Raw genomic sequence first — 21,578 nt, forward strand, 5'->3', positions numbered from 1 at the left:
AAAAAGACGATCGCGGTGTGTCCGATCTTCACCCTTGCGTACGTCCCTCCGCCAGTGAGATACCCACCGAGACCCGCCGATCACCATCGGAAAGCCGCCGGTTGTATCGTCGATCCGGTCAACACCCTGCGAAGGCTGTTGCTTCCTGATGGTGTTGCTGATGAGTTTCCGATGCTTCCTGAACGACGAACGGCAGGCGAGGGTTTCCGTGGGCAACGAGACGGCCGAAGCACTCGAGGTCTGGATCGACCAGGACCTCTGCACCGGTGACGGGATCTGCGTGCAGTACGCGCCCGAGATTTTCGAGCTGGACATCGACGGGCTGGCCTATGTGAAGGGTCCGGCTCCGGAGGGTGAGGAAGCCGAGCTGCTCCAGACACCTGGTGCCACCGTACCCGTACCGCTGCCGCTGTTGCGGGATGTGGTGGACTCGGCCAAGGAGTGCCCGGGCGACTGCATTCACGTGCGGCGCGCGGCGGACCGGGTCGAGGTGTACGGCCCGGACGCCGACTGAGCCGGACGGGCGGCCGGGGGCGGGCTCCGGGCCCGTGCGGCCGGACGGCCGCCCGCGGTCAGATGCTGTTGTTCGCCGGGCCGGGCAGCGCCACGTAGCGGCCGTCGCGCCACTCCCAGGAGTAGTCCCGCTTCAGGTCGGGGCAGCAGCGCGGCGTGGTGTCGCTCGAATAGCCGAGCACGGTGGCCCGTACGGTGCGGCCCTGGAGCCGGAAACCGGTGACGGACCGCTTGTCGGCGGGCCTGACCAGGGTCTCGGCGATCGTCGGACGCCCGCCCGCGGTGGCGGGCGCGGCGAGGACGAAGACGCCGCTGGGCGGGGTGCCGGTGTCGGTCCGGCAGCGCACCACGACGACCGTCTCGGGCCGCCCGTCGCCGTCCAGGTCGCCGGACACGTGGTTCAGGACCTCCACCGGGGCGCCCGCGCAGTCCAGCGGGTACGTGACCGCCTGGGGGTCCGGCGCGGCCACCGGGGTGGCGGGCGCCTCGGCGCCGCCCGATGAGGCGTCCGCGGGCTGTACGAGGGCCCCCGCGGCCACGATGGCGCCGAGCGCGGCGGCCGTGGTGATCCAGTGCACCGTGCGGGTGCGGGTGTGCGGGAGGGCCGGGCCTGCGGACGGCTGCACTCGCCTGTCTCCTGGGGTCGAACGGCGGGGGTGGCCAGCATGGTGCCATACGTCACACCAGGGGGGAACGGCGGGGCGGCAGTTGCCCGTGGTACCGCGCGTGCGGTTCGGGGAAAGGCCCACGGACCCGGAGAATCGGACCGCGAGAAAGCCGCCGCCGGTGCCCATCGGAGGGCAAACCGGCGGCGGCCGGGTGAAGTTGGCCGAAACGGCGCTGTTGACCGAGTGGCGCTACGAGGCGGCGTCGGCCGGGGCGGAGCCGCCGCTCGCGCTGCCGGGTCCGGTGTAGTCCTCGCCGTAGGCGCCCTTGGCGGGCCTGCGGCGGCGCAGCGGGGGCTCCACGCCGTCCGCGAGGCGGCGGGCGGTGAGCAGGAAGCCGGTGTGTCCGATCATCCGGTGGTCGGGGCGGACGGCCAGTCCCTCGACGTGCCAGGTGCGGACCATGGTCTCCCAGGCCGCGGGCTCGTTGAAGGTGCCGTGCTCGCGGATGGCCTCCACGGTACGGGCGAGCTGCGTGGTGGTGGCCACGTACGCGCACAGGATGCCGCCGGGGACCAGGGCCTTGGCGACCGGCTCCAGGCACTCCCAGGGCGCCAGCATGTCCAGGATGACCCGGTCCACGTCGGTGTCCGAGAGGTGGTCCTGGAGGTCGCCGACGGTGAGCTGCCAGGCGGGGTGCGGGCCGCCGAAGTAGCGCTCCACGTTCTGGGTGGCGATCTCGGCGAAGTCGGCGCGGCGCTCGTAGCTGTGCAGCATGCCGTGGTCGCCGATCGCCCGCAGCAGGAAGCTGCTCAGCGAGCCGGAGCCCACGCCCGCCTCGACGACCCGGGCGCCGGCGAAGATGTCGGCCATCGCCAGGATCTGCCCCGCGTCCTTGGGGTAGACCACGGCGGCGCCGCGGGGCATGGACAGGACGTAGTCGGGGAGCAGGGGGCGCAGCGCGAGGTAGGCGACGTTTCCCGTGGTTCGGACAACACTGCCCTCGGGAGCACCGATCAGCTCGTCGTGCGGGAAAGCGCCCTTGTGGGTGTGGAACTGCTTTCCGGCTTCGAGCGTGAAGGTGTAGTGGCGTCCCTTGGGGTCGGTGAGCTGGACCTGGTCCCCGACTTTGAAGGGCCCGCGTCGGCGGGCGGCACCGGTCGGTTCGGACATAAGACCACCCTACCGGCTGTTTTACGGCCGCCTGTTCACGCGTCGGGCCGGGACATCGCCGAGAGGAAGGCGCGTTCGACGTCCACGGTGGACAGGACGCCGTAGATCTCGCCGGTGGGCTCGACCACCAGGTACTCCGTGGAGGGGGCGGCCCGCAGGGCGTCGAGCAGCTCCTCGCCCGACAGCTCGGCCGAGACGCGCATGCCGGGGGTGAGGTCCTGGGCGAGGCCGCTGACGGCGACCCAGGGGCGGCGGTGCTCGGGGATGTTGACGATCGCGGACTCGCGGACCAGCGCGGTCGCGGCTCCCGCGCCGTCCACCACGACCAGGGCGCGCGCCCCCGCCTCGTTGGCCCGGCGCAGCGCCTCGGACAGCGGGGTGTCGGAGGCGACGGGCACGGCCCTGCGGGTGAGGGTGCGGGCGCGCAGTCCCGGCAGCCGCTCGCGCAGCCTGGCCATGCGCAGGCTGTTGCCCGCGCCGGTCCAGATGATGGCGGCCAGGATCGCGGCGAGCAGGGCGTCGGTGAGCGAGTCCGCGCCGCTGCCGTCGCCGTTGTTGCGCAGCCCGCCCGCGTACGACAGCAGGGGCAGGCCGATCAGTACGGCGATGGCCAGGCCCCGGCCGACCCAGGCGGCGGCGACGGTGCCGGTCATCGGCTTGCCGCTGATCTTCCAGACCACGGCGCGCAGCATCCGGCCGCCGTCCAGCGGCAGGCCGGGCAGGAAGTTGAAGATGGCCACGATCAGATTGCTGACCATGAGTCCGGCGAGCAGCACTCCGGGGACGGTGCCGGACTCCACGAACTGCATGCCGCCGAAGAAGACCCCGGCCAGGACCAGCGAGAGCAGCGGGCCGACGAAGGCGAGCACGAATTCGCGGCCCGGTGTCTCCGACTCCTTCTCGATCTCGGAGACGCCGCCGAAGAACTGGAGCTGGATCCGCCGTACGGGGAGCCGGAAGCGGAGCGCGGCGACGGTGTGGGCCAGTTCGTGGATGAGCACGGAGGCGTAGAAGGCGACCGCGAAGAAGAGCGAGACCAGGTAGCGGATGCGGCCCAGCTCGGGCAGCACGGTTTCCAGCTGGCCGCCGAAGACCCAGGTGATCAGGGCGGCGACCAGGAACCAGCTCGGGGCGACGTAGATCGGGACACCGTAGAAGCGGCCCATGAGGATGCCGCCTCCGGGCTCGCGCGGCGGCTTGTCGCTGCCGCCGTCCCGGCCCGGGATGTTGGTGTTCTTGGACGGCGGCCGGCCGCTCTCGCTCACTGGTTCCCCTCGTTCGGATACGGACCCTGAGTCGATCATGCGGGACGACGGGCTCCGCAGCCATGCTATTGCCCCGCTGTTCCGGGCGGGACACCCGCACTGTCGGTGGCAGGCCGTAGGGTCGTCTGCCATGGGCACCAGCACCGAGAGCATCCCGCCGCGACCTCCGTCGTCGCTGTCCCCGTCGCGCGCGGCGGACTTCATGCGCTGCCCGCTGCTGTACCGGCTGCGGGTGATCGACCGGCTGCCCGAGCAGCCGAGCGAGGCGGCCACCCGGGGCACCGTGGTGCACGCCGTGCTCGAACGGCTCTTCGACGCCCCTGCCGCCGAGCGTACGGCCGAGCGGGCCCGGGCGATGGTGCCGGGCGAGTGGCGGAAGCTGCTGGCGGCCCGCCCCGAGCTGGCGTCGCTGTTCCGGGCGGCGGACGACGCGGTGGACGCGGGGGCGCTGGCGCAGTGGCTGGAGAGCGCCGAGCGGCTGGTGGACCGCTGGTTCACCCTGGAGGACCCGACGCGTCTGGAGCCCGCCGAGCGCGAGCTGTACGTGGAGACGGTGCTGGAGTCCGGGCTGACGCTGCGCGGATACGTGGACCGGCTGGACGTGGCACCGGCCAGCGGCGACCTGCGGGTAGTGGATTACAAGACGGGCAAGGCGCCGCGCCCGGAGTACGCGGACGAGCCGCTGTTCCAGATGAAGTTCTACGCGCTGGTGCTGTGGCGGCTGCGCGGTGTGGTGCCGCGTCGCCTCCAGCTCGTCTACCTGGGCAGCGGGGACGTGCTGACGTACGACCCGACCGAGGGCGATCTGCGGGCCACCGAGCGCAAGTTGCAGGCCCTGTGGGAGGCGATCAGGGAGGCGACGGCCAGCGGGGACTGGCGCCCGCGCCGTACGCCGCTGTGCGGCTGGTGCGACCACCAGGCGTTCTGTCCCGAGTTCGGGGGGACTCCCCCGCCCTATCCACTGGCGGAAATAGCGGGTGCGCTGCCTCTCGTGGGCGAGAATGGCCCGATCTAGCGAAGGCGAAGGAGAACCCGTGGCTATTCGCGTCCTGCTGGTGGACGATCAGCCCCTGTTGCGTACCGGTTTCCGGATGATCCTGGAGGCCGAGGGCGATCTCGTCGTGGTCGGCGAGGCCGGGGACGGCCAGCAGGCCCTGGACCAGGTGCGGGCGTTGCAGCCCGATGTGGTCCTGATGGACATCCGGATGCCCCGGATGGACGGGGTGGAGGCGACCCGGCAGATCACCGGGCCCGACCGGTCGGGCCCGGCCAAGGTGCTGGTGCTGACCACCTTCGACCTCGACGAGTACGTGGTGGAGGCGCTGCGGGCCGGGGCCAGCGGCTTTCTGCTCAAGGACGCGCCCGCCGCCGAGCTGGTGCAGGCGATCCGGGTGGTCGCGGCCGGTGAGGCGATGCTCGCGCCGAGCATCACGCGGCGGCTGCTGGACAAGTACGCGGGCCGGCTGCCGTCCGGTGAGGACGCGGTGCCGCAGCCGCTGCACTCGCTGACCGAGCGCGAGGTCGAGGTGCTGAAGCTGGTGGCCCGGGGGTTGTCGAACGCGGAGATCGCCGCCGAGCTGTTCGTCAGCGAGACGACCGTCAAGACCCATGTCGGCCATGTGCTGACCAAGCTGGCGCTGCGCGACCGCGTCCAGGCGGCGGTCTACGCGTACGAGAGCGGGCTGGTGCGCCCCGGCGCGGGCTGACGCCGCCCGCGGGCGCACGACACGCGCGAAGCGGCCGGCCGCGGTCCCTGAGGTTCGGGACCGCGGCCGGCCGCTTTCGTCGTCGCGCCGTCACCGGACGGCCGGTCTCCGGGTCAGCCGGAGACGCCGCGGCCCAGCTCCCAGAACTGCGTGGTGGTCGAGGAGTTGAGCGCCCACTCGACACCGGTGATGTCGGGGCGCGACGCGATGTACTGCTTGCCCTGCCACAGCGGCAGCATCGGCACGTCCTGCGCGATGAGGTTCTGCGCGGTCGCGAAGTCGGCGCTGGCGGTGCTGCGTTCGGCCTGCTTGCGGGTGGCAGGCAGGATCTGGTCCTGGATCTGCTTGTTCTTGTACGGCAGGTTCAGGAAGTTGTCCTTGTCGAAGAACGGCGCGATGTAGTTGTCGGGGTCCGGGAAGTCCGGGAGCCAACTGATCGCGAAGATCTGGTAGGCGCGGGAGGACGCCTTGGACAGGAAGGCGTTCCACTGCTCGCTCTTGGCCGTGACGGTGAACAGGCCGCTGGCGTTGAGCTGCCGGGCGATCTCCTCGGCCTCCGGCTGGTTCATCGTGCCGCCGGTGTCACGGCGGTAGTTGATGGTCAGCTCGACCTTGTCGTCGATGCCCGCGTGGTGCAGCAGCGACTTGGCGTTGCTGACGCTCGGCACCTGGTACTTGTTGAAGAACGAGTTGATGTGACCGGTGATGCCCTGCGGCACGACCGAGTACAGCGGCTCGGCGGTGCGCTTGTAGACGTCACGGGTGATCGCCTGGCGGTCCAGGACCCATGCCATGGCCTGCCGGACCGCGACGTCCTTGAGGTTCGGCGAGTCGGTGTTGAGGAACAGGTAGCGCGCCTCGCCGCCGGGGGCCTCGGTCAGCTTCACGTTCGGGTCGGTGCTCTGGAGCAGGTTGTTGATCTGGTCCGGGTTCAGCGTGCGCGACATCACGTCGATGCTGCCGGCCTTGAGCGCCGCCTCCATCTTCTTGGAGTCGGCGAACAGCTTCAGGTCGACCTTGCTGTTGTTGAGCTTGAGGATGCCGCCGTAGTGCGAGTTCTTGGAGAACACGCCCTGCTTGGCCTGGACGAAGGAGTCCAGCGTGTACGGTCCCGAGCCGACCAGCTTGAAGCCGGTGTACGGCTTGTCCATCTCGTAGACCCGGCTGTCGACGATCGCGGCGGCCGGGGTGGCGAGCTTGGCCGGGAAGGTGGCGTCGGCGGCCTTCAGGTGGAAGATCACGGTCTTGGAGTCGGGCGCCTCGACGGACTTCACGTCCGATATGAGGGACGCCGGGCCGACCTTGTAGTTGATCTTCTGCATGCGCTCGATGGAGAACTTGACGTCCTCCGCCGTGAGGTCGTGGCCGTTGGAGAACTTCTGGCCGTCGCGCATCGTGCAGGTGTACGTCAGCCCGGACGTGTCGTTGTAGTGGCACTCCTTCGCCGCGTCCGGGGTCGGGGTGGTGCTGCCGCGCGGGTAGGTGAGCAGCATCTGGAACGTGTTGTAGAAGATGTTCCAGGTCGCGCTGTCGTAGGAGGTCGCCGGGTCGAGGGGGGCCGGGTTGTCCTTGGTCAGCTCGATACTGTCCGTGGTGCCGACGACGATGGCTTTGCCGCTGTCGCCGCTCCCCCCGCCGGTACCGCCGCACCCAGCGATCAGGGGTGTCATGACGCCCAGCAGGGCGGGCAGCACCAGAAGCTTGCGGTTCATCGTCGTCGTTCTCCTCTTGTTCCCGCTCATGTTCCCTGGGCGCTCGCGGCGTGCTGGTGCAGGTGGCAGGCGACTTGCACGCCGGTCTTCGGAATCAGGTTGAGGCGCGGATCGCGTGGCGGGGCGAACTCCACCACGACCCGGCCGCTTTCGGCACGCATCGTGACCACTCCGCGCCAGAAGGGCTCACGCGGTTCGGCCGCCGATGCTTCCTCGCGCAGACGCCGGAGGTATTCCAGCACATCCTCGGCCGTGTGGCTTCTTCCGGGGGCGATCGATACGTGGCCGAGCCCTGGAGCGGACAGTGAATCGAGGTCCGCGAACAGCGCCTTCTCCGCGGTGCTGTCCTGCGGGGGCAGCTCCAGCCAGCGGCGTTCCAGCAGGGCGCGCAGGTCGCGGGCCTCCCAGCCGCACTCGGCGACCGCGACCGGGCAGCGCGGGTGAAAGGCGCAGCCCAGGGGCGGTGCGGCGGCGTCCGGGATCTCGCCGCGCGGCAGTTCGCGCTCCACGGCCAGCCGAGGGTCGGGCTCCGGGATGGCCGCGAGCAGGGCCTTGGTGTAGGGGTGCTGCGGGTCGGCGAAGACCTGTGCGGTCGGGCCGTACTCGACTATCCGGCCGAGATACATGATGGCGATGGTGTCACAGAAGAACTTCGCGCTCGCCAGGTCGTGGGTGACGTAGACGTACGTGAGGTCCAGGTCGCGCTTGAGGTCCAGCATGAGCTGGAGGATCTTGGCGCGGACGCTCATGTCGAGCATCGAGATGGGTTCGTCGGCGACCAGCAGTTCCGGCTCGGCGATGATCGCGCGGGCCAGTACGGCGCGCTGCTTCTGGCCGCCGGACAGGTCGGCGGGGAACTTGGAGAGGTAGCGCTCGGGCGGGGTGAGGCCGACGCGCTCCAGCGCGTCGGTGACCCTGGCGTCGTACTCCTGCTCGCTGTCGACGAGTCGGTGGATGCGCAGCGGGTGGCCGACGGCGGTGCGGATGTCCATCGCCGGGTTGAGGGAGGCGTGCGGGTCCTGGAAGACCATCTGGAGCTTGCGGCGCAGGGGGCGCAGCGCGCGTTCGCCGAGGCCGCCGATCTCCTGGCCGCGGTAGCGGATGGAGCCGCCGGTGGCCTTGTTCAGGCCGATCAGGGTGCGGCCGAGGGTGGTCTTGCCCGAGCCGGACTCGCCGACCAGGCCGAGCACCTCGCCCTTGCGCAGGGTGAGGCTCACGCCGTCGACGGCCTTGACCGCGCCGGCCGCCCGGCCGCCGAAGCGTCCCAGCAGGCTGCCGCGCAGGCCGAAGTGGACTTCGAGGTCGTCGACCTCGACGAGCGCCTCCGCGCCGTCCCCGGCGGCGCCGGAGGAGGGCATCACATCAGGCTTCGTCAGCAACGCTGATCTCCTTCACCGCGGCGAGCGGCTCGCGCCCGCCCGTTCCCAACTCGTCGGCCAGCGAGGGATCGGCCTCGATGGCCTGGTGCCAGCAGGCGCTGCGCACGCCGGAGGGCAGCGTCACCTCGGGCGGCTCCGCCGTCGCGCATCCCGCCATCGCCACCGGGCAGCGCGGATGGAACCGGCAGCCTTCCGGCGGTCGCACCAGATCCGGCGGACTGCCGGGGATGTAGTGCAGTCCCGTGGTGGACAGGGAGATGGTCGAGCGGAGCAGTTCCTTGGTGTACGGGTGCTGCGGGTCGGCGAACACCGCGCGGGCATCGCCCTGTTCGACGATGTGGCCGGCGTACATCACCGCGACGCGGTCGCACGCTTCGGCGACGATACCGAGATTGTGCGTGATCAGCACCAGTGAGGTGTCGAAGTTCTTCCTGAGGTCGGCGAGGATCTTGATGATCTGCGCCTCGACCAGGACGTCGAGGGCCGTGGTGGGCTCGTCGGCGACGATGAACGCGGGCCGCAGCACCAGCGCGAGCGCGATCATGATGCGCTGCCGCATGCCGCCGGAGAACTCGTGCGGGTAGTTCTCGTAGCGGCTCTCGGGGATGCCCATGCCGCGCAGCGCCTCCAGGGCGCGCGCCTTCACCTCGCGCTTGGGGAGGTCCTTGTGGTGGGTGCGCAGGGCCTCCTCGAAGTGCTGGGAGATCCGCATGAGGGGGTTGAGCCGGGTCATCGGCTCCTGGAAGATCAGGCCGAGTTCCGGGCCGCGCAGCTTCTGGATCTCGCGGTCGGACAGTTCGGTGAGGTTGCGGCCCGCGCCGCCCTCGCTGTTCAGCACGACCTCGCCGTCGACCGCGGCGGCGGCCGGGGTGAGGCCGAGGACGCCGCGGCCGAGGGTGGACTTGCCGCAGCCGGACTCGCCGACCAGGCCGAGGGTCTCGCCGGGGCGTACGTCGAAGCTGACGCCGTCCACGGCGCGGACCGGGCCGCGGTCGGTGCCGTACCAGACGCGCAGGTCGCGTACGGACAGGACGGGTCCGGCGGGTGCGGGCCCGGCGGGGACGGGTTCGGTCACGGTGGTCACTTGGCGGCCGTCCCTTCGGGGGTGATGACGGTGCGGCGGCGGGTGTGCGGCGGGAGCAGCACCTTGGAGATCCGGCGGCGGCGCATGGTCGGGTTGAGGACGTCGTTGAGTCCCTCGCCGAGCAGGGTGAAGCCGAGGATCGCGATGACCATGGCCAGGCCCGGGTAGAGGCAGGTCCACCACATGCCCGCGTTGACGTCGTCGATGGCGCGGGAGAGGTCGTAGCCCCACTCGGCGGCGTCGGTGGGCTGGATGCCCAGGCCCAGGAAGCCGAGGCCGGCCAGGGTGGCGATGGCGTCGGCGGCGTTCATCGTGGTGATGACGGGCACCGACTGGATGACGTTGCCGAAGAGGTACTTGCGGATGACGACGGACGGTTTGGCGCCCATCGCGCGGGCGGCCTCGACGAAGGTCGCCTCGCGGGCGGAGAGCGCGGAGGCGCGGACCACCCGGAAGTACTGCGGGATGTAGACCACGGTGATCGACAGGGCGGCGGTGATGATGCTGCCGCCCGCGATCCCGGCGAAGACGAATCCGGCGACGATCGCCAGCAGCAGGTAGGGGAACGCGAAGAGCGCGTCCATCACGAGCACCAGGATGCGGTCGAGCCAGCCGCCGAAGTAGCCGGAGAGCAGGCCCAGCAGGACGCCGATGATCAGCGAGAACACCACGGCGAGCACCATCACCTCCAGCGCGGTGCGGGCGCCGTAGATGGTGCGCGAGAGCACGTCGAGGCTCTGCACGGTGGTGCCGAACCAGTGGTCGCCGTCGGGCGCGCCCTGCTTGGGGAAGCGGGTGCCGCCGGACTGGTACGTGTCGAAGTCGTACGGCGCGATCAGCGGGCCGAAGACGGCCATGATCACGAAGAGCGCGGAGATCAGGGCGCCGGTCCAGAGCATGAACCGCGGTACGCCGCGGGCCTCGCGGATCGCCGCCCAGATCCGCCGCAGGCCGCCGAAGCGGGTCGACCTGGGGGCGGGCAGCTGTGCCTGCGGGGCCTCGGTGGCCGGGCCGGGGGGTATGGGGGTTGTCTGGGCCATCAGTACCGCACCCTCGGGTCGATCAGCGCGTTCACGAAGTCGATCAGCATGCTGATCACGACGACGACCAGGGCGAAGACGGTGACGATGCCCTGGACGGCGACGTAGTCGCGCTGGTTGATGTAGTCGATCAACTGGCGGCCGATGCCGGGCCAGTTGAAGATCTGTTCGGTGAGCACCGCGCCGCCGAGCAGCATGGCGACCTGGAGGCCGAGGACCGTGATCACCGGCACCAGGGCGTTGCGGAAGCCGTGCCGCGCCACGACGTGGCGTTCCTTGACGCCGCGGGCGCGGGCGGCCTCGATGTAGTCGCCCTGGAGCGACTGGATGAGGTTGATCCTGATCATCCGGATGAAGACGCCGACCACGAGCAGGCCGAGGCAGACCGACGGCAGGATCAGGTGCTGGGTGATGTCGCCGACCGCGTCCCAGTCGCCGGCCAGTACCGCGTCCACGATGAGGATGTGCGTCTGGGTGGGCACGTTGAGCTGCACCAGCGGGGAGGCCTGGCCGGAGGTGGAGCCGAAGGCGAGCATCAGCAGCGGCGCGGTGACGAAGACGGGCGCGGCGTAGCTGACGGTGCTGAAGAGCCGGCTGGTGACGTCGACCGCGCGGTCCCGGTAGCGGCCGGCGAGCAGGCCGACGGGGATGCCGATGACGGCGGCGAAGACCAGGGCGCCCGCGGTGAGGGTGAGGGTGGCGCCGCCGTTCTCGACGATGATGTCCCGCACGCTGCGGCGGTCGGAGAACGTGGTGCCGAAGTTCAGGGTGCCGACGGACTTCAGGTAGTCCCAGAACTGCTGGTAGATGGGGGCGTCGAAGCCCGCCGCGTGGCGTCTGGCGGCGAGTTCGGCCGCGCTCAGCTTGCCGCCCTGCGAGGCCGAGATGGGGTCGCCCGGCGCCACCCGCATCATGACGAAGACCAGGACCAGCAGGATGAGGACCATGGGCACGGCGAGCGCGATCCTGGTGAGGACGTAGCGGCGCAGCGACCCGGACTGCTTGCTCGTGTTGCTCAACTGAGTGTGTCTTTCTTCAGGAACAGAACAGGCTCAGGTACGGGCTGGGGTGCGGGCTGGGGAACAGCCGCGGCGGCCGGTCCGCGGGGGCGTCACCCCCGCGGACCGGCCGTCCGTCACTTGGAGCCGAGCTCGTAGAACCGGAACATCGTCGGGTCGAGCGCCTTGTCGGCGCCGGTCACGCCGTCACGGATGACCACGGTCTGCTTGCCCTGCCAGAGCGGGATGATCGGGACGTCGTCGGCGACGATCTTCTGGATGTCGGCGAACGCCTGGTCGCGCACCTTGGCGTCGTCGGTGCCCTGCTCCTTGACCAGGAGCTGCTGGATCTCCGGGTTGTCGTAGCCGGTGCCGAGGAAGGGCTGCTTGCCCAGGAACGGCGAGACGTCGTTGTCGGCGTCCGGCAGGTCGGGGAACCAGCCGATCATGTACGAGGCGTACGTGTCGGACTTCTCGTCCTTCTGGTACTGCTGCCACTCGGTGGAGCTGAGCTTCACCTTGAACAGGCCGGTGGCCTCCAGTTGCCGCTTGATCGCGGTGGCCTCGTCGGCCGCCGCGGCGCCGTAGTGGCTGGGGGTCCAGGCGTACGCGATGTCGACGGGGGCGGTGATGCCCGCGTCCTTGAGTATCGCGGCGGCCTTGGCCTTGTCCGGGGCGCCGTACTTGTCCTTGAATGCCTCGGTGTGGCCCTGGATGCCGTTGCCGACCATGGAGTAGAGCGGGGCCACGGTGCCGTCGTAGGCGTCCTTGGCGATGCCCTCGCGGTCGATGACCTGGGCGACGGCCTGGCGGACCGCCTTCTGGTCGGACGGCTTCACCTTGGCGTCGAAGACCAGGTAGCGCTTCTCGGTGCCGGTGCCGTCGAGCACCTGGATGCCGGAGGTCTTCTTCAGGTCCGCGGTGTCGGTGGGCGACAGGGTGCGGAAGGCCGCGTTGACCGTGCCGTCCTTGACGGCCTGCTTGAGCGCGGACGCCTCGGAGAAGTACTGGAGCACGAACTGGCCGTTGTTGAGCTTGGCCGGGCCCTTGTAGGTCTTGCTGGCCAGGAACGACGCCTGCTGCTTGGGCGTGTACTTGTCCAGCGTGTACGGACCCGAGCCGATGATCTTCGAGCCGTCGAGGAGCTTGTCCTTCGGGAAGGTCTTCTCGTCGACGATCGCGCCCGCGTCGGTGGCGAGCACCGAGGGGAAGGTCGAGTCGGCGTTCTTCAGGTGGAAGACCACCTGGTCGTCGCCCTTGGCCTCGGTGCTGTCCAGGCTGGCGAGCAGGCTGGACGGGCCGTTGGGCGCCGCGATGCCGACCATGCGGTCGAACGAGAACTTCACCGACGCGGCGGTGAGCTTGTCGCCGTTGGAGAACACCAGCCCCGGCTGGAGCGTGCAGGCGTACGTCTTCGGGTCGGTGAAGGCGCACGACTTGGCCGCGTCCGGTTCCGGCGTGGTGCCGCCGGTCGGGAAGTGCATGACCTTCTGGTAGACGCTGTCGATGACCTCCCAGGAGCCGTAGTCGTACGCTCCCGCGGGGTCGAGTGACGACACCGAGTCGATGGTTCCGACGATCACGGCGCCTTTTCCGCCACCGGCCGACGAGTTGTCCTTCTTGCCACCACACGCGGACGCACCGACGGCCAGGAAGGCCACGGCGGCTGCGGCGACGACACGCTTGTTACGTGACATCCAGTGAATCCCCTTGCTCAAATGCCGGTCGTTCGATTCGGCATTGACCAGCAGGGACACTAGCCGGAGGGACCTACTCCGCTAGAGCACGGCGAAGTTGAGGCGGAATTACATACCGATAACGGGGCTCGGAGCACCGATAAACGGACGGCGGTACGATCCCTCCCCGGTCGGAACATTGCGGACATTCGGCCGCGCCACACGTCCCGATCTGCGGATCTCATCCAGGCAGGACAGCGCGGTGTCGACCTCCCCGCGCGTGACATAGATCACCAGGGGCTGGATTCCGACCCGTGAGACGCCTCTGGACGGTTCCTATTCAGCAAATACGCTCAGTGAACGCGCGCATTCAAAGCGCGCAGGAAAGGCACGCTCAGCTCTTCGAGCGAACCGACGACCGTACGCCCTGGAGCGGCCTCGACGGGCACCAGCGAGGGCACCGCGACCACCCGGCAGCCCGCCGCCTCGGCGGACGCCACACCGGTCAGGGTGTCCTCGACGACCACACAGGCGGCCGGGTCCGCGCCCAGCCGGGCGGCGGCGGTCAGATACGGCTCGGGGTGCGGCTTGGTGCGGCTCACCTCGTCCCCCGCGACGGTGAAGGCGAAGTTCTCCGCGCCCAGCGTGCGCAGCATCACATCGATGGTCCGCCGGTGCGAGGCGGACACCAGGGCGGTCGGGACGCCGTACGCGGCCAGCTCGGTGAGCAGCCTGCGGGCGCCGGGCATCAGCGGCGCGCCCCGGGCGATCAGCTTCTCGAAGCGGACGTTGACCGCCAGCATCAGCTCGGCCAGCGTCGCGTCCGCGCCGGTGGCGGCGATCAGGTGCCCCACGCTGCGGGCCATCGGGCCGCCGATCACCACCTCGCGGTGCGCCTCGTCCAGCACGTGCCCGAGATCCGCGAAGACCTCACTCTCCGCCGCCCACCAGATGCCCTCGGTGTCCACCAAGGTGCCGTCCATGTCGAGGAGCACCGCCTGGAGGGCGGGGCCTTGCGCCATACGGGTGTCGGCGACAGGGATGCTGCTGGTCATACGCCCCACTCCTCGGCTCGCGCGGTTCCCGGTGCCGGTCGCGCCGGCCCGTCCCGTTTCCGGGGGACACAAAGGCCGGTCGCCGCGTCCCGCGGACGGGAAGGCGACCGGCCTGCGCCGGACCGTCAAGTGTACGACTCGCTGGTGAGCCGCGCTCAACGCGCGTTGAAGTACTTGGCCTCCGGGTGGTGAATGATGATCGCGTCGGTGGACTGCTCGGGGTGCAGCTGGAACTCCTCCGACAGCTCCACGCCGATCCTGCCCGGCTCCAGCAGGTCCGCGATCTTCGCCCGGTCCTCCAGGTCGGGGCAGGCCCCGTAGCCCAGCGAGAAGCGCGCGCCGCGGTACTTCAGCGCGAACATGTCCTCGACCTCGTCCGGGTCCTCGCCGGCGAAGCCCAGCTCCGAGCGGACCCGCGCGTGCCAGTACTCCGCGAGTGCCTCCGCGAGCTGCACGGACAGGCCGTGCAGCTCCAGGTAGTCCCGGTAGGAGTCGGTCGCGAACAGCTCGTTGGCCGCCTCGGAGACCCGGTTGCCGACGGTGACGACCTGGAAGCCCACCACGTCGGTCTCTCCGGACTCCTCGGGCCGGAAGAAGTCCGCGAGGCAGAGCTGCCGCCCCCTGCGCTGGCGGGGGAAGGTGAAGCGGGTGCGCTCGGTGCCGTCCTCGCGCAGCACGATCAGGTCGTCGCCCTTGGACACGCACGGGAAGTAGCCGTAGGTCACGGCGGCCTCCAGCAGGCCCTCCGACTGCATCCTGGTCAGCAGCCCGCGCAGCCGGGGCCGGCCCTCGGACTCCACCAGCTCCTCGTACGTCGGACCGGTCGAGCGGGCCTGCTTCAGGCCCCACTGGCCCTTGAACAGGGCGCCCTCGTCCAGCCAGGACGCGTAGTCGGCGAGCTGGATGCCCTTGACGACCCGGCTGCCCCAGAACGGCGGGGTGGGGACGGGGTTGTCGACCGCGACGTCGGAGCGGATCTGGCCGAGGTTGACCGCCTTGTCCGGTCCGTCCGGCTCCGGCTGCTCGCGCTTGGGCACCCGGCGCTGCTTCAGCTCCGGCAGCGCCGCGCCCGGCACGCCGCGCTTGACGCCGATCAGCGCGTCCATCAGCCGCAGGCCCTCGAACGCGTCGCGGGCGTAGCGGACCTCGCCCTCGTAGATCTCGTGCAGGTCCTGCTCCACATAGGCGCGGGTCAGGGCGGCGCCGCCGAGGATCACCGGGAAGTCGGCGGACAGGCCGCGCTGGTTCAGCTCCTCCAGGTTCTCCTTCATGATCACCGTGGACTTCACCAGCAGCCCCGACATGCCGATCACATCGGCGCGGTGCTCCTGCGCGGCGTCCAGGATCGCCGAGACCGGCTGCTTGATGCCGAGGTTGACGACGTTGTAGCCGTTGTTGGACAAGATGATGTCGACCAGGTTCTTGCCGATGTCGTGGACGTCGCCGCGCACGGTGGCCAGCACGATGGTGCCCTTGCCCTCGTCGTCCGACTTCTCCATGTGCGGCTCCAGATACGCCACCGCGGTCTTCATCACCTCGGCGGACTGGAGCACGAACGGAAGCTGCATCTGGCCCGAGCCGAACAGCTCGCCGACTACCTTCATGCCCGCGAGCAGCGTCTCGTTGACGATGTCCAGGGCGGGCCGCTCGGCCAGCGCCTCGTCCAGGTCGGCGGACAGGCCGTTCTTCTCGCCGTCGATGATCCGGCGCTGGAGCCGCTCGTCCAGCGGCAGCGCCAGCAGTTCCTCGGCGCGGCTGGCCTTCAGCGACTTGTTGTCGACGCCGTCGAACAGCTCCATCAGGCGTTGCAGCGGGTCGTAGCCCTCGCGCCGCCGGTCGTGGATCAGGTCGAGCGCGACCTCGCGCTGCTCCTCGGGGATGCGGGCGATCGGCAGGATCTTGGAGGCGTGCACGATCGCCGAGTCCAGGCCCGCCTTGACGCACTCGTCGAGGAAGACCGAGTTGAGCACCACGCGCGCGGCCGGGTTGAGGCCGAAGGAGATGTTCGACAGGCCGAGGGTGGTCTGCACGTCGGGGTGGCGGCGCTTCAGCTCGCGGATCGCCTCGACGGTGGCGACGCCGTCCTTGCGGGACTCCTCCTGGCCGGTACAGATGGTGAAGGTCAGGCAGTCGATCAGGATGTCCGACTCGTTGATGCCGTAGTTGCCGGTCAGGTCGTCGATCAGCCGCTCGGCGATCCCGACCTTCTTCTCGACGGTACGGGCCTGGCCCTCCTCGTCGATGGTGAGCGCGATCAGCGCGGCGCCGTGCTCCTGGGCGAGCGCGGTCACCTTGGCGAACCGGGACTCGGGGCCGTCGCCGTCCTCGTAGTTGACGGAGTTGAGCACCGCCCGGCCGCCCAGCTTCTCCAGTCCCGCCCGCAGGACGTCCACCTCGGTGGAGTCGAGCACGATCGGCAGGGTGGAGGCGGTGGCGAAGCGCCCGGCGACCTCGGCCATGTCGGCGACGCCGTCCCGGCCCACGTAGTCCACGCACAGGTCGAGCAGGTGGGCGCCCTCGCGGATCTGGTCGCGGGCCATCTCCACGCAGTCCTCCCAGCGACCCTCCAGCATCGCGTCGCGGAACTTGCGGGAGCCGTTGGCGTTGGTGCGCTCGCCGATCGCCAGGTACGAGCTGTCCTGGCGGAAGGGGACCGTCTGGTAGAGGGAGGCGGCGCCCGCCTCGGGGCGCGGCCTGCGCGGGTGCAGGTCCTGGCCGCCGACCCGCTCCACGAGCTGCCGCAGGTGCTCGGGCGTGGTGCCGCAGCAGCCGCCGACCAGGGACAGGCCGTACTCGCGGGCGAACGTCTCGTGCGCGTCGGCCAGTTCTGAGGCCGTGAGCGGGTAGTGCGCGCCGTCCTTGGTGAGCACCGGCAGGCCCGCGTTGGGCATGGCGGACAGCGGGATACGCGAGTGCCGGGCGAGATAGCGCAGGTGCTCGCTCATCTCGGCGGGTCCGGTCGCGCAGTTGAGGCCGATCATGTCGATGCCGAGGGGTTCGAGCGCGGTGAGCGCCGCGCCGATCTCCGAGCCGAGCAGCATGGTGCCGGTGGTCTCCACGGTCACCGAACAGATCAGCGGCAGGCTCACCCCGGCCGACGCCATCGCGCGGTGGGCCGCGATCACGGCCGCCTTGGTCTGGAGCAGGTCCTGGGTGGTCTCGATGATCAGCGCGTCGGCGCCGCCCGCGATCAGCCCCGCCGCGTTGGCCTCGTAGCCGTCGCGCAGTACGCCGTACGGGGCGTGGCCGAGCGTCGGCAGCTTGGTGCCGGGGCCCATCGAGCCGAGCACCCAGCGCGGGCGGCCGTCGGCGGCGAAGCCGTCGGCGACCTCGCGGGCCAGGCGGGCGCCGGCCTGCGACAGTTCGTGGATCCGCTCGGGGATGTCGTACTCGCCGAGCGCGGAGTGGTTGGCGCCGAAGGTGTTGGTCTCGACGCAGTCCACGCCGACCGAGAAGTACGCCTCGTGGACCGAGCGCACGATGTCGGGGCGGGTGATGTTCAGGATCTCGTTGCAGCCTTCGAGCTGCTGGAAGTCGTCGAGCGTCGGCTCCTGCGCCTGGAGCATGGTGCCCATGGCGCCGTCGGCGACGACCACGCGGGAGGCGAGCGCCTCGCGGAGGGCGGCGGCGCGGGGTGCGTCCATCGGCGACGCGGTCGGGGAGGTACGCGTCGGCGCCGCGTTCGTCCCCGATGGGGAGGAACCGGACGTACCAGACGTAGGGGACGACGGAGAAAGCGAGGCCATGGAACGTGCTCCCTGGGATGCGACGGCTGTCGGCTATGCGTTCCCCGTCGGGGCCGACGGATCGGAGGGCGGCGGGACGCGCACCCGGCCAGCCTAGCGGGCCGCACCGTCCGGGCTCGAAGGCATTCCGATGGGCGGACCGTGGTGCCAGAATCATCTCTGAGATGATGACGGTCGACATTGTCGACCGCTGATCATGACACCCCCCTCTGCTTGGAGTGCCGCCGATGCCAGGTCCCATCCAGTCACTGGAACGCGCGGCGGCGATTTTGCGGCTGCTGGCCGGCGGTGAGCGCCGGCTGGGACTCACCGACGTGGCCTCGTCGCTCGGCCTGGCCAAGGGCACCGCGCACGGCATCCTGCGCACCCTCCAGCAGGAGGGCTTCGTCGAACAGGAGCCGGTCTCCGGCAAGTACCAGCTCGGCGCGGAGCTGCTGCGGCTGGGCAACAGCTATCTGGACGTGCACGAATTGCGGGCCCGCGCGCTGGTGTGGACCGACGACCTGGCCAGGTCCAGCGGCGAGGCGGCGTATCTCGGGGTGCTGCACCAGGACGGCGTGCTGATCGTGCACCACGTCTTCCGGCCGGACGACAGCCGCCAGGCGCTGGAGGTGGGCGCGATGCACCCGCTGCACAGCACCGCGCTCGGCAAGGTGCTGTCCGCCTTCGACCCGGTGGCGCACAACGAGGTGACCGAGCACGAGCGGGCGACGCTCACCGCGCGCACCGTCACCGACATCACCGACTTCGAGGCGCTGCTGGACCTCACCAGGGCGCGCGGCTGGGCCGCCGACCTGGAGGAGACATGGGAGGGCGTGGCCTCGGTCGCGGCGCCCGTCTACGACCGGCGGCGGATGCCGGTGGGCGCGGTGGGCATCACCGGCGCCGTGGAACGGGTCTGCGACGAGGGCGGCATCCAGGCCCGGCTGGTGGCGGCGGTACGGGACTGCGCCCGCGCCGTCTCCCGCGATCTGGGCGCCGCCCGCTTCTGATCCGCCCCGCCCGTATCCGGCCCCCGACGACGCGCCCGCGCGGCCTTCTTCCGCGGTTCACCGTCCACTCCTCTTGACCTGCCGCTCCCGGAGAGAAAATATTCACTGTACGGTCGACATTGTCGAACGCCGGACGCGATTCGGGTCGCCCGTGCCCTGACGTAAAGACACTTGGACAAAGGAGTCGCTGTGTCCAACGGCCATATCTTCATCGGCGAGACCTTCGGCACCGCCGTGCTCATCCTGCTCGGTGGCGGCGTCTGCGCCGCCGTCACGCTCAAGAAGTCGAAGGCCCGGGGAGCGGGCTGGGTCGCCATCTCCTTCGGCTGGGGATTCGCGGTGCTCGGCGGCGCCTACATCGCCAACGGCTACTCGGGCGGCCAGCTCAACCCGGCGGTCACCCTCGGCGTGGCGATCAAGACCGGTGTGTGGCACACCGTGCCCTTCTACCTGATAGGGCAGTTGCTCGGAGCGATGATCGGCGCCTTCCTGGTGTGGGTGGCCTACCTGGGCCAGTTCCAGGCGCACTTGACCGACCCCGAGATCGTCGGCGCGGGCACGACCTCCCCCGAGGGCCCGGAGACCGACCGCAAGGGGCAGCCCGCGGGACCCGTGCTCGGCATCTTCTCCACCGGACCCGAGATACGGAACCCGGTGCAGAACCTCCTCACCGAGGTCATCGGCACCGCCGTCCTGGTGCTCTTCATCCTCACCCAGGGCATGACGACCGGACTCGCGCTCAACGGCACCGGCATCCTGCTCACCGCGCTCCTCGTCGTCGGTATCGGCCTGTCGCTCGGCGGCCCCACCGGGTACGCGATCAATCCGTTCCGCGACCTCGGCCCGCGTATCGTGCACAGCCTTCTGCCGCTGCCCAACAAGGGCGGCTCGGACTGGAGCTACGCGTGGATCCCGGTGCTGGGCCCGCTGGCCGGCGCCGCGATAGCCGGCGGCCTGTACAAGCTCGCCTTCACGTAGGGCCGCCGCGAGACCGCCACGCCCACTCCCCCGCAGCCACTTCCCCCGCGCAGATCCCGAGGAGCACCACGTGACCGACACCACCGCCGCCGCCGGCACCCACTCGCACGGCACCGGCCCGTTCATCGCCGCGATCGACCAGGGCACCACGTCGAGCCGCTGCATCGTCTTCGACCGGGACGGCCGGATCGTCGCCGTCGACCAGAAGGAACACGAGCAGATCTTTCCCAAGCCGGGCTGGGTGGAGCACGACGCCGCCGAGATCTGGACCAATGTCCAGGAGGTGGTCGAGGGCGCCATCGCCAAGGCCGCCCAGGACAACGAGGGCTTCAGCGCCGCCGACGTCAAGGCGATCGGCATCACCAACCAGCGCGAGACCACCCTGCTGTGGGACAAGAACACCGGTGAGCCGGTGCACAACGCGCTGGTCTGGCAGGACACCCGCACCGACGTGCTCTGCCGCGAGCTGGGCCGCAACGTCGGCCAGGACCGCTTCCGGCGCGAGACCGGCCTGCCGCTCGCCTCGTACTTCGCCGGGCCCAAGATCCGCTGGCTGCTGGACAACGTCGAGGGCCTGCGCGAGCGCGCCGAGCGCGGCGAGATCCTCTTCGGCACCATGGACTCCTGGGTGATCTGGAACCTCACCGGCGGTGTCGACGGCGGCCGGCACGTCACCGACGTCACCAACGCCTCCCGCACCCTGCTGATGAACCTGCGCACCCTGGACTGGGACCACAAGATCCTGGAGTCGATCGGCGTACCCGCCGCCGTACTGCCGGAGATCCGTTCCTCCGCCGAGGTGTACGGCAGCACGGTCGGCGGCGTGCTGGACGGCGTGCCGGTGGCCTCCGCGCTCGGCGACCAGCAGGCGGCGCTGTTCGGGCAGACCTGCTTCGCCGAGGGCGAGGCCAAGTCCACCTACGGCACCGGCACCTTCATGCTGATGAACACCGGTGAGACCCCGGTCAACTCCTACAACGGCCTGATCACCACCGTCGGCTACCGGATCGGCGACGACGCGCCGGTCTACGCGCTGGAGGGCTCGATCGCCGTCACCGGCGCGCTGGTGCAGTGGATGCGCGACCAGATGGGGCTGATCAGCACCGCCGCCGAGATCGAGACGCTGGCCTCGTCCGTCGAGGACAACGGCGGCGCCTACTTCGTACCGGCCTTCTCCGGCCTGTTCGCCCCCTACTGGCGCGACGACGCGCGCGGGGTGATCGCCGGGCTGACCCGTTACGTCACCAAGGCGCACATCGCGCGCGCCGTGCTGGAGGCGACGGCCTGGCAGACGCGGGAGATCGCCGACGCCATGACCAAGGACTCCGGCGTCGAACTGGCCGCCCTCAAGGTCGACGGCGGCATGACCTCCAACAACCTGCTCATGCAGACCCTGGCCGACTTCCTGGACGCGCCCGTGGTGCGCCCGATGGTCGCCGAGACCACCTGCCTGGGCGCGGCCTACGCGGCCGGTCTCGCGGTCGGCTTCTGGCCCGACACCGAGGCACTGCGGGCCAACTGGCGGCGCGCCGCCGAGTGGACCCCGCGCATGGACGCGGCCCAACGGGACCGCGAGTACAAGAGCTGGCTCAAGGCCGTGCAGGCCACGATGGGCTGGCTCGAAGAGAGCACCGCAGAGGAGCACTGATTCACCCC

At 70.2% G+C, this 21,578-nt stretch carries 17 protein-coding genes; 6 read left to right on the plus strand and 11 right to left on the minus strand.

The features are described 5' to 3' along the window. Positions 1-160: 160 nt before the first annotated feature. Positions 161-514, plus strand: a complete 354-nt coding sequence (locus tag ABZX65_RS01190; protein WP_355333001.1) for a ferredoxin — start codon at positions 161-163, stop codon at positions 512-514. A gap of 58 nt (positions 515-572) precedes the next feature. Here the strand turns inward: ABZX65_RS01190 and ABZX65_RS01195 are convergent, their stop codons facing one another. The 3 genes from ABZX65_RS01195 to ABZX65_RS01205 all read right to left on the minus strand — a co-directional run bounded on the left by ABZX65_RS01195 (position 573) and on the right by ABZX65_RS01205 (position 3,760). Beyond that, on the minus strand, positions 573-1,139 hold the full coding sequence (locus tag ABZX65_RS01195) for a hypothetical protein (RefSeq protein ID WP_355333004.1): 567 nt from the start codon (positions 1,137-1,139) through the stop codon (positions 573-575). Positions 1,140-1,370: 231 nt separating this feature from the next. Continuing rightward, positions 1,371-2,291: a tRNA (adenine-N1)-methyltransferase gene (locus tag ABZX65_RS01200; protein WP_355333006.1), complete on the minus strand. Its 921-nt coding sequence runs from the start codon at positions 2,289-2,291 to the stop codon at positions 1,371-1,373. Between the two features lie 35 nt (positions 2,292-2,326). Beyond that, on the minus strand, positions 2,327-3,760 hold the full coding sequence (locus ABZX65_RS01205; RefSeq protein ID WP_355333008.1) for a site-2 protease family protein: 1,434 nt from the start codon (positions 3,758-3,760) through the stop codon (positions 2,327-2,329). Between ABZX65_RS01205 and ABZX65_RS01210 the strand changes: the two genes are divergently transcribed. Both ABZX65_RS01210 and ABZX65_RS01215 read left to right on the plus strand, forming a co-directional pair. Continuing rightward, positions 3,687-4,571 (plus strand): PD-(D/E)XK nuclease family protein, encoded by an 885-nt coding sequence (locus ABZX65_RS01210; RefSeq protein ID WP_355333010.1) that lies wholly within the window; start codon positions 3,687-3,689, stop codon positions 4,569-4,571. The two genes, ABZX65_RS01205 and ABZX65_RS01210, sit on opposite strands and share 74 nt — an antisense overlap. Before the next feature lie 19 nt (positions 4,572-4,590). Further along, on the plus strand, positions 4,591-5,262 hold the full coding sequence (locus ABZX65_RS01215; RefSeq protein ID WP_188282977.1) for a response regulator transcription factor: 672 nt from the start codon (positions 4,591-4,593) through the stop codon (positions 5,260-5,262). Positions 5,263-5,375: 113 nt separating this feature from the next. Here ABZX65_RS01215 and ABZX65_RS01220 read toward each other — a convergent pair whose 3' ends face one another. The 8 genes from ABZX65_RS01220 to metH all read right to left on the minus strand — a co-directional run bounded on the left by ABZX65_RS01220 (position 5,376) and on the right by metH (position 17,850). Beyond that, on the minus strand, positions 5,376-6,974 hold the full coding sequence (locus tag ABZX65_RS01220) for an ABC transporter substrate-binding protein (RefSeq protein WP_355333012.1): 1,599 nt from the start codon (positions 6,972-6,974) through the stop codon (positions 5,376-5,378). A gap of 26 nt (positions 6,975-7,000) precedes the next feature. Continuing rightward, the gene (locus ABZX65_RS01225; protein ID WP_355333015.1) at positions 7,001-8,353 is read right to left on the minus strand and encodes an ABC transporter ATP-binding protein; all 1,353 of its coding nucleotides are present in this window, start codon (positions 8,351-8,353) and stop codon (positions 7,001-7,003) included. Continuing rightward, a complete protein-coding gene (locus ABZX65_RS01230; protein ID WP_355333017.1) occupies positions 8,337-9,437 on the minus strand; it encodes an ABC transporter ATP-binding protein in 1,101 nt (366 codons plus the stop codon). Before ABZX65_RS01230 ends, ABZX65_RS01225 begins: the two co-directional genes overlap by 17 nt. After that, positions 9,434-10,477, minus strand: coding sequence for an ABC transporter permease (locus ABZX65_RS01235; protein ID WP_355333020.1), 1,044 nt, complete (start codon positions 10,475-10,477; stop codon positions 9,434-9,436). The genes ABZX65_RS01230 and ABZX65_RS01235 overlap by 4 nt, the downstream gene beginning before the upstream one ends. Further along, the gene (locus ABZX65_RS01240) at positions 10,477-11,496 is read right to left on the minus strand and encodes an ABC transporter permease (RefSeq protein WP_355333022.1); all 1,020 of its coding nucleotides are present in this window, start codon (positions 11,494-11,496) and stop codon (positions 10,477-10,479) included. The genes ABZX65_RS01235 and ABZX65_RS01240 overlap by 1 nt, the downstream gene beginning before the upstream one ends. Before the next feature lie 116 nt (positions 11,497-11,612). Continuing rightward, positions 11,613-13,172: an ABC transporter substrate-binding protein gene (locus ABZX65_RS01245; RefSeq protein ID WP_355333024.1), complete on the minus strand. Its 1,560-nt coding sequence runs from the start codon at positions 13,170-13,172 to the stop codon at positions 11,613-11,615. Positions 13,173-13,504: 332 nt separating this feature from the next. Beyond that, the gene (locus tag ABZX65_RS01250) at positions 13,505-14,206 is read right to left on the minus strand and encodes an HAD family phosphatase (protein WP_355333027.1); all 702 of its coding nucleotides are present in this window, start codon (positions 14,204-14,206) and stop codon (positions 13,505-13,507) included. Positions 14,207-14,361: 155 nt separating this feature from the next. Continuing rightward, positions 14,362-17,850 (minus strand): methionine synthase, encoded by a 3,489-nt coding sequence (metH, locus tag ABZX65_RS01255; RefSeq protein WP_355333029.1) that lies wholly within the window; start codon positions 17,848-17,850, stop codon positions 14,362-14,364. Between the two features lie 329 nt (positions 17,851-18,179). Between metH and ABZX65_RS01260 the strand changes: the two genes are divergently transcribed. From ABZX65_RS01260 to glpK, 3 genes are all read left to right on the plus strand, one after another. Further along, positions 18,180-18,944 (plus strand): IclR family transcriptional regulator, encoded by a 765-nt coding sequence (locus tag ABZX65_RS01260; protein WP_355333031.1) that lies wholly within the window; start codon positions 18,180-18,182, stop codon positions 18,942-18,944. A gap of 189 nt (positions 18,945-19,133) precedes the next feature. Beyond that, on the plus strand, positions 19,134-19,922 hold the full coding sequence (locus tag ABZX65_RS01265; protein ID WP_355333033.1) for an MIP/aquaporin family protein: 789 nt from the start codon (positions 19,134-19,136) through the stop codon (positions 19,920-19,922). Between the two features lie 70 nt (positions 19,923-19,992). Next, entirely contained in the window at positions 19,993-21,570 is a 1,578-nt protein-coding gene (gene glpK, locus ABZX65_RS01270; protein ID WP_355333035.1) for a glycerol kinase GlpK, read from the plus strand. The last annotated feature ends 8 nt before the right edge of the window (positions 21,571-21,578 follow it).

It is taken from the genome of Streptomyces sp. NPDC003300, assembly GCF_040610915.1.
In the GTDB taxonomy this organism is placed as follows: Bacteria; Actinomycetota; Actinomycetes; order Streptomycetales; family Streptomycetaceae; genus Actinacidiphila.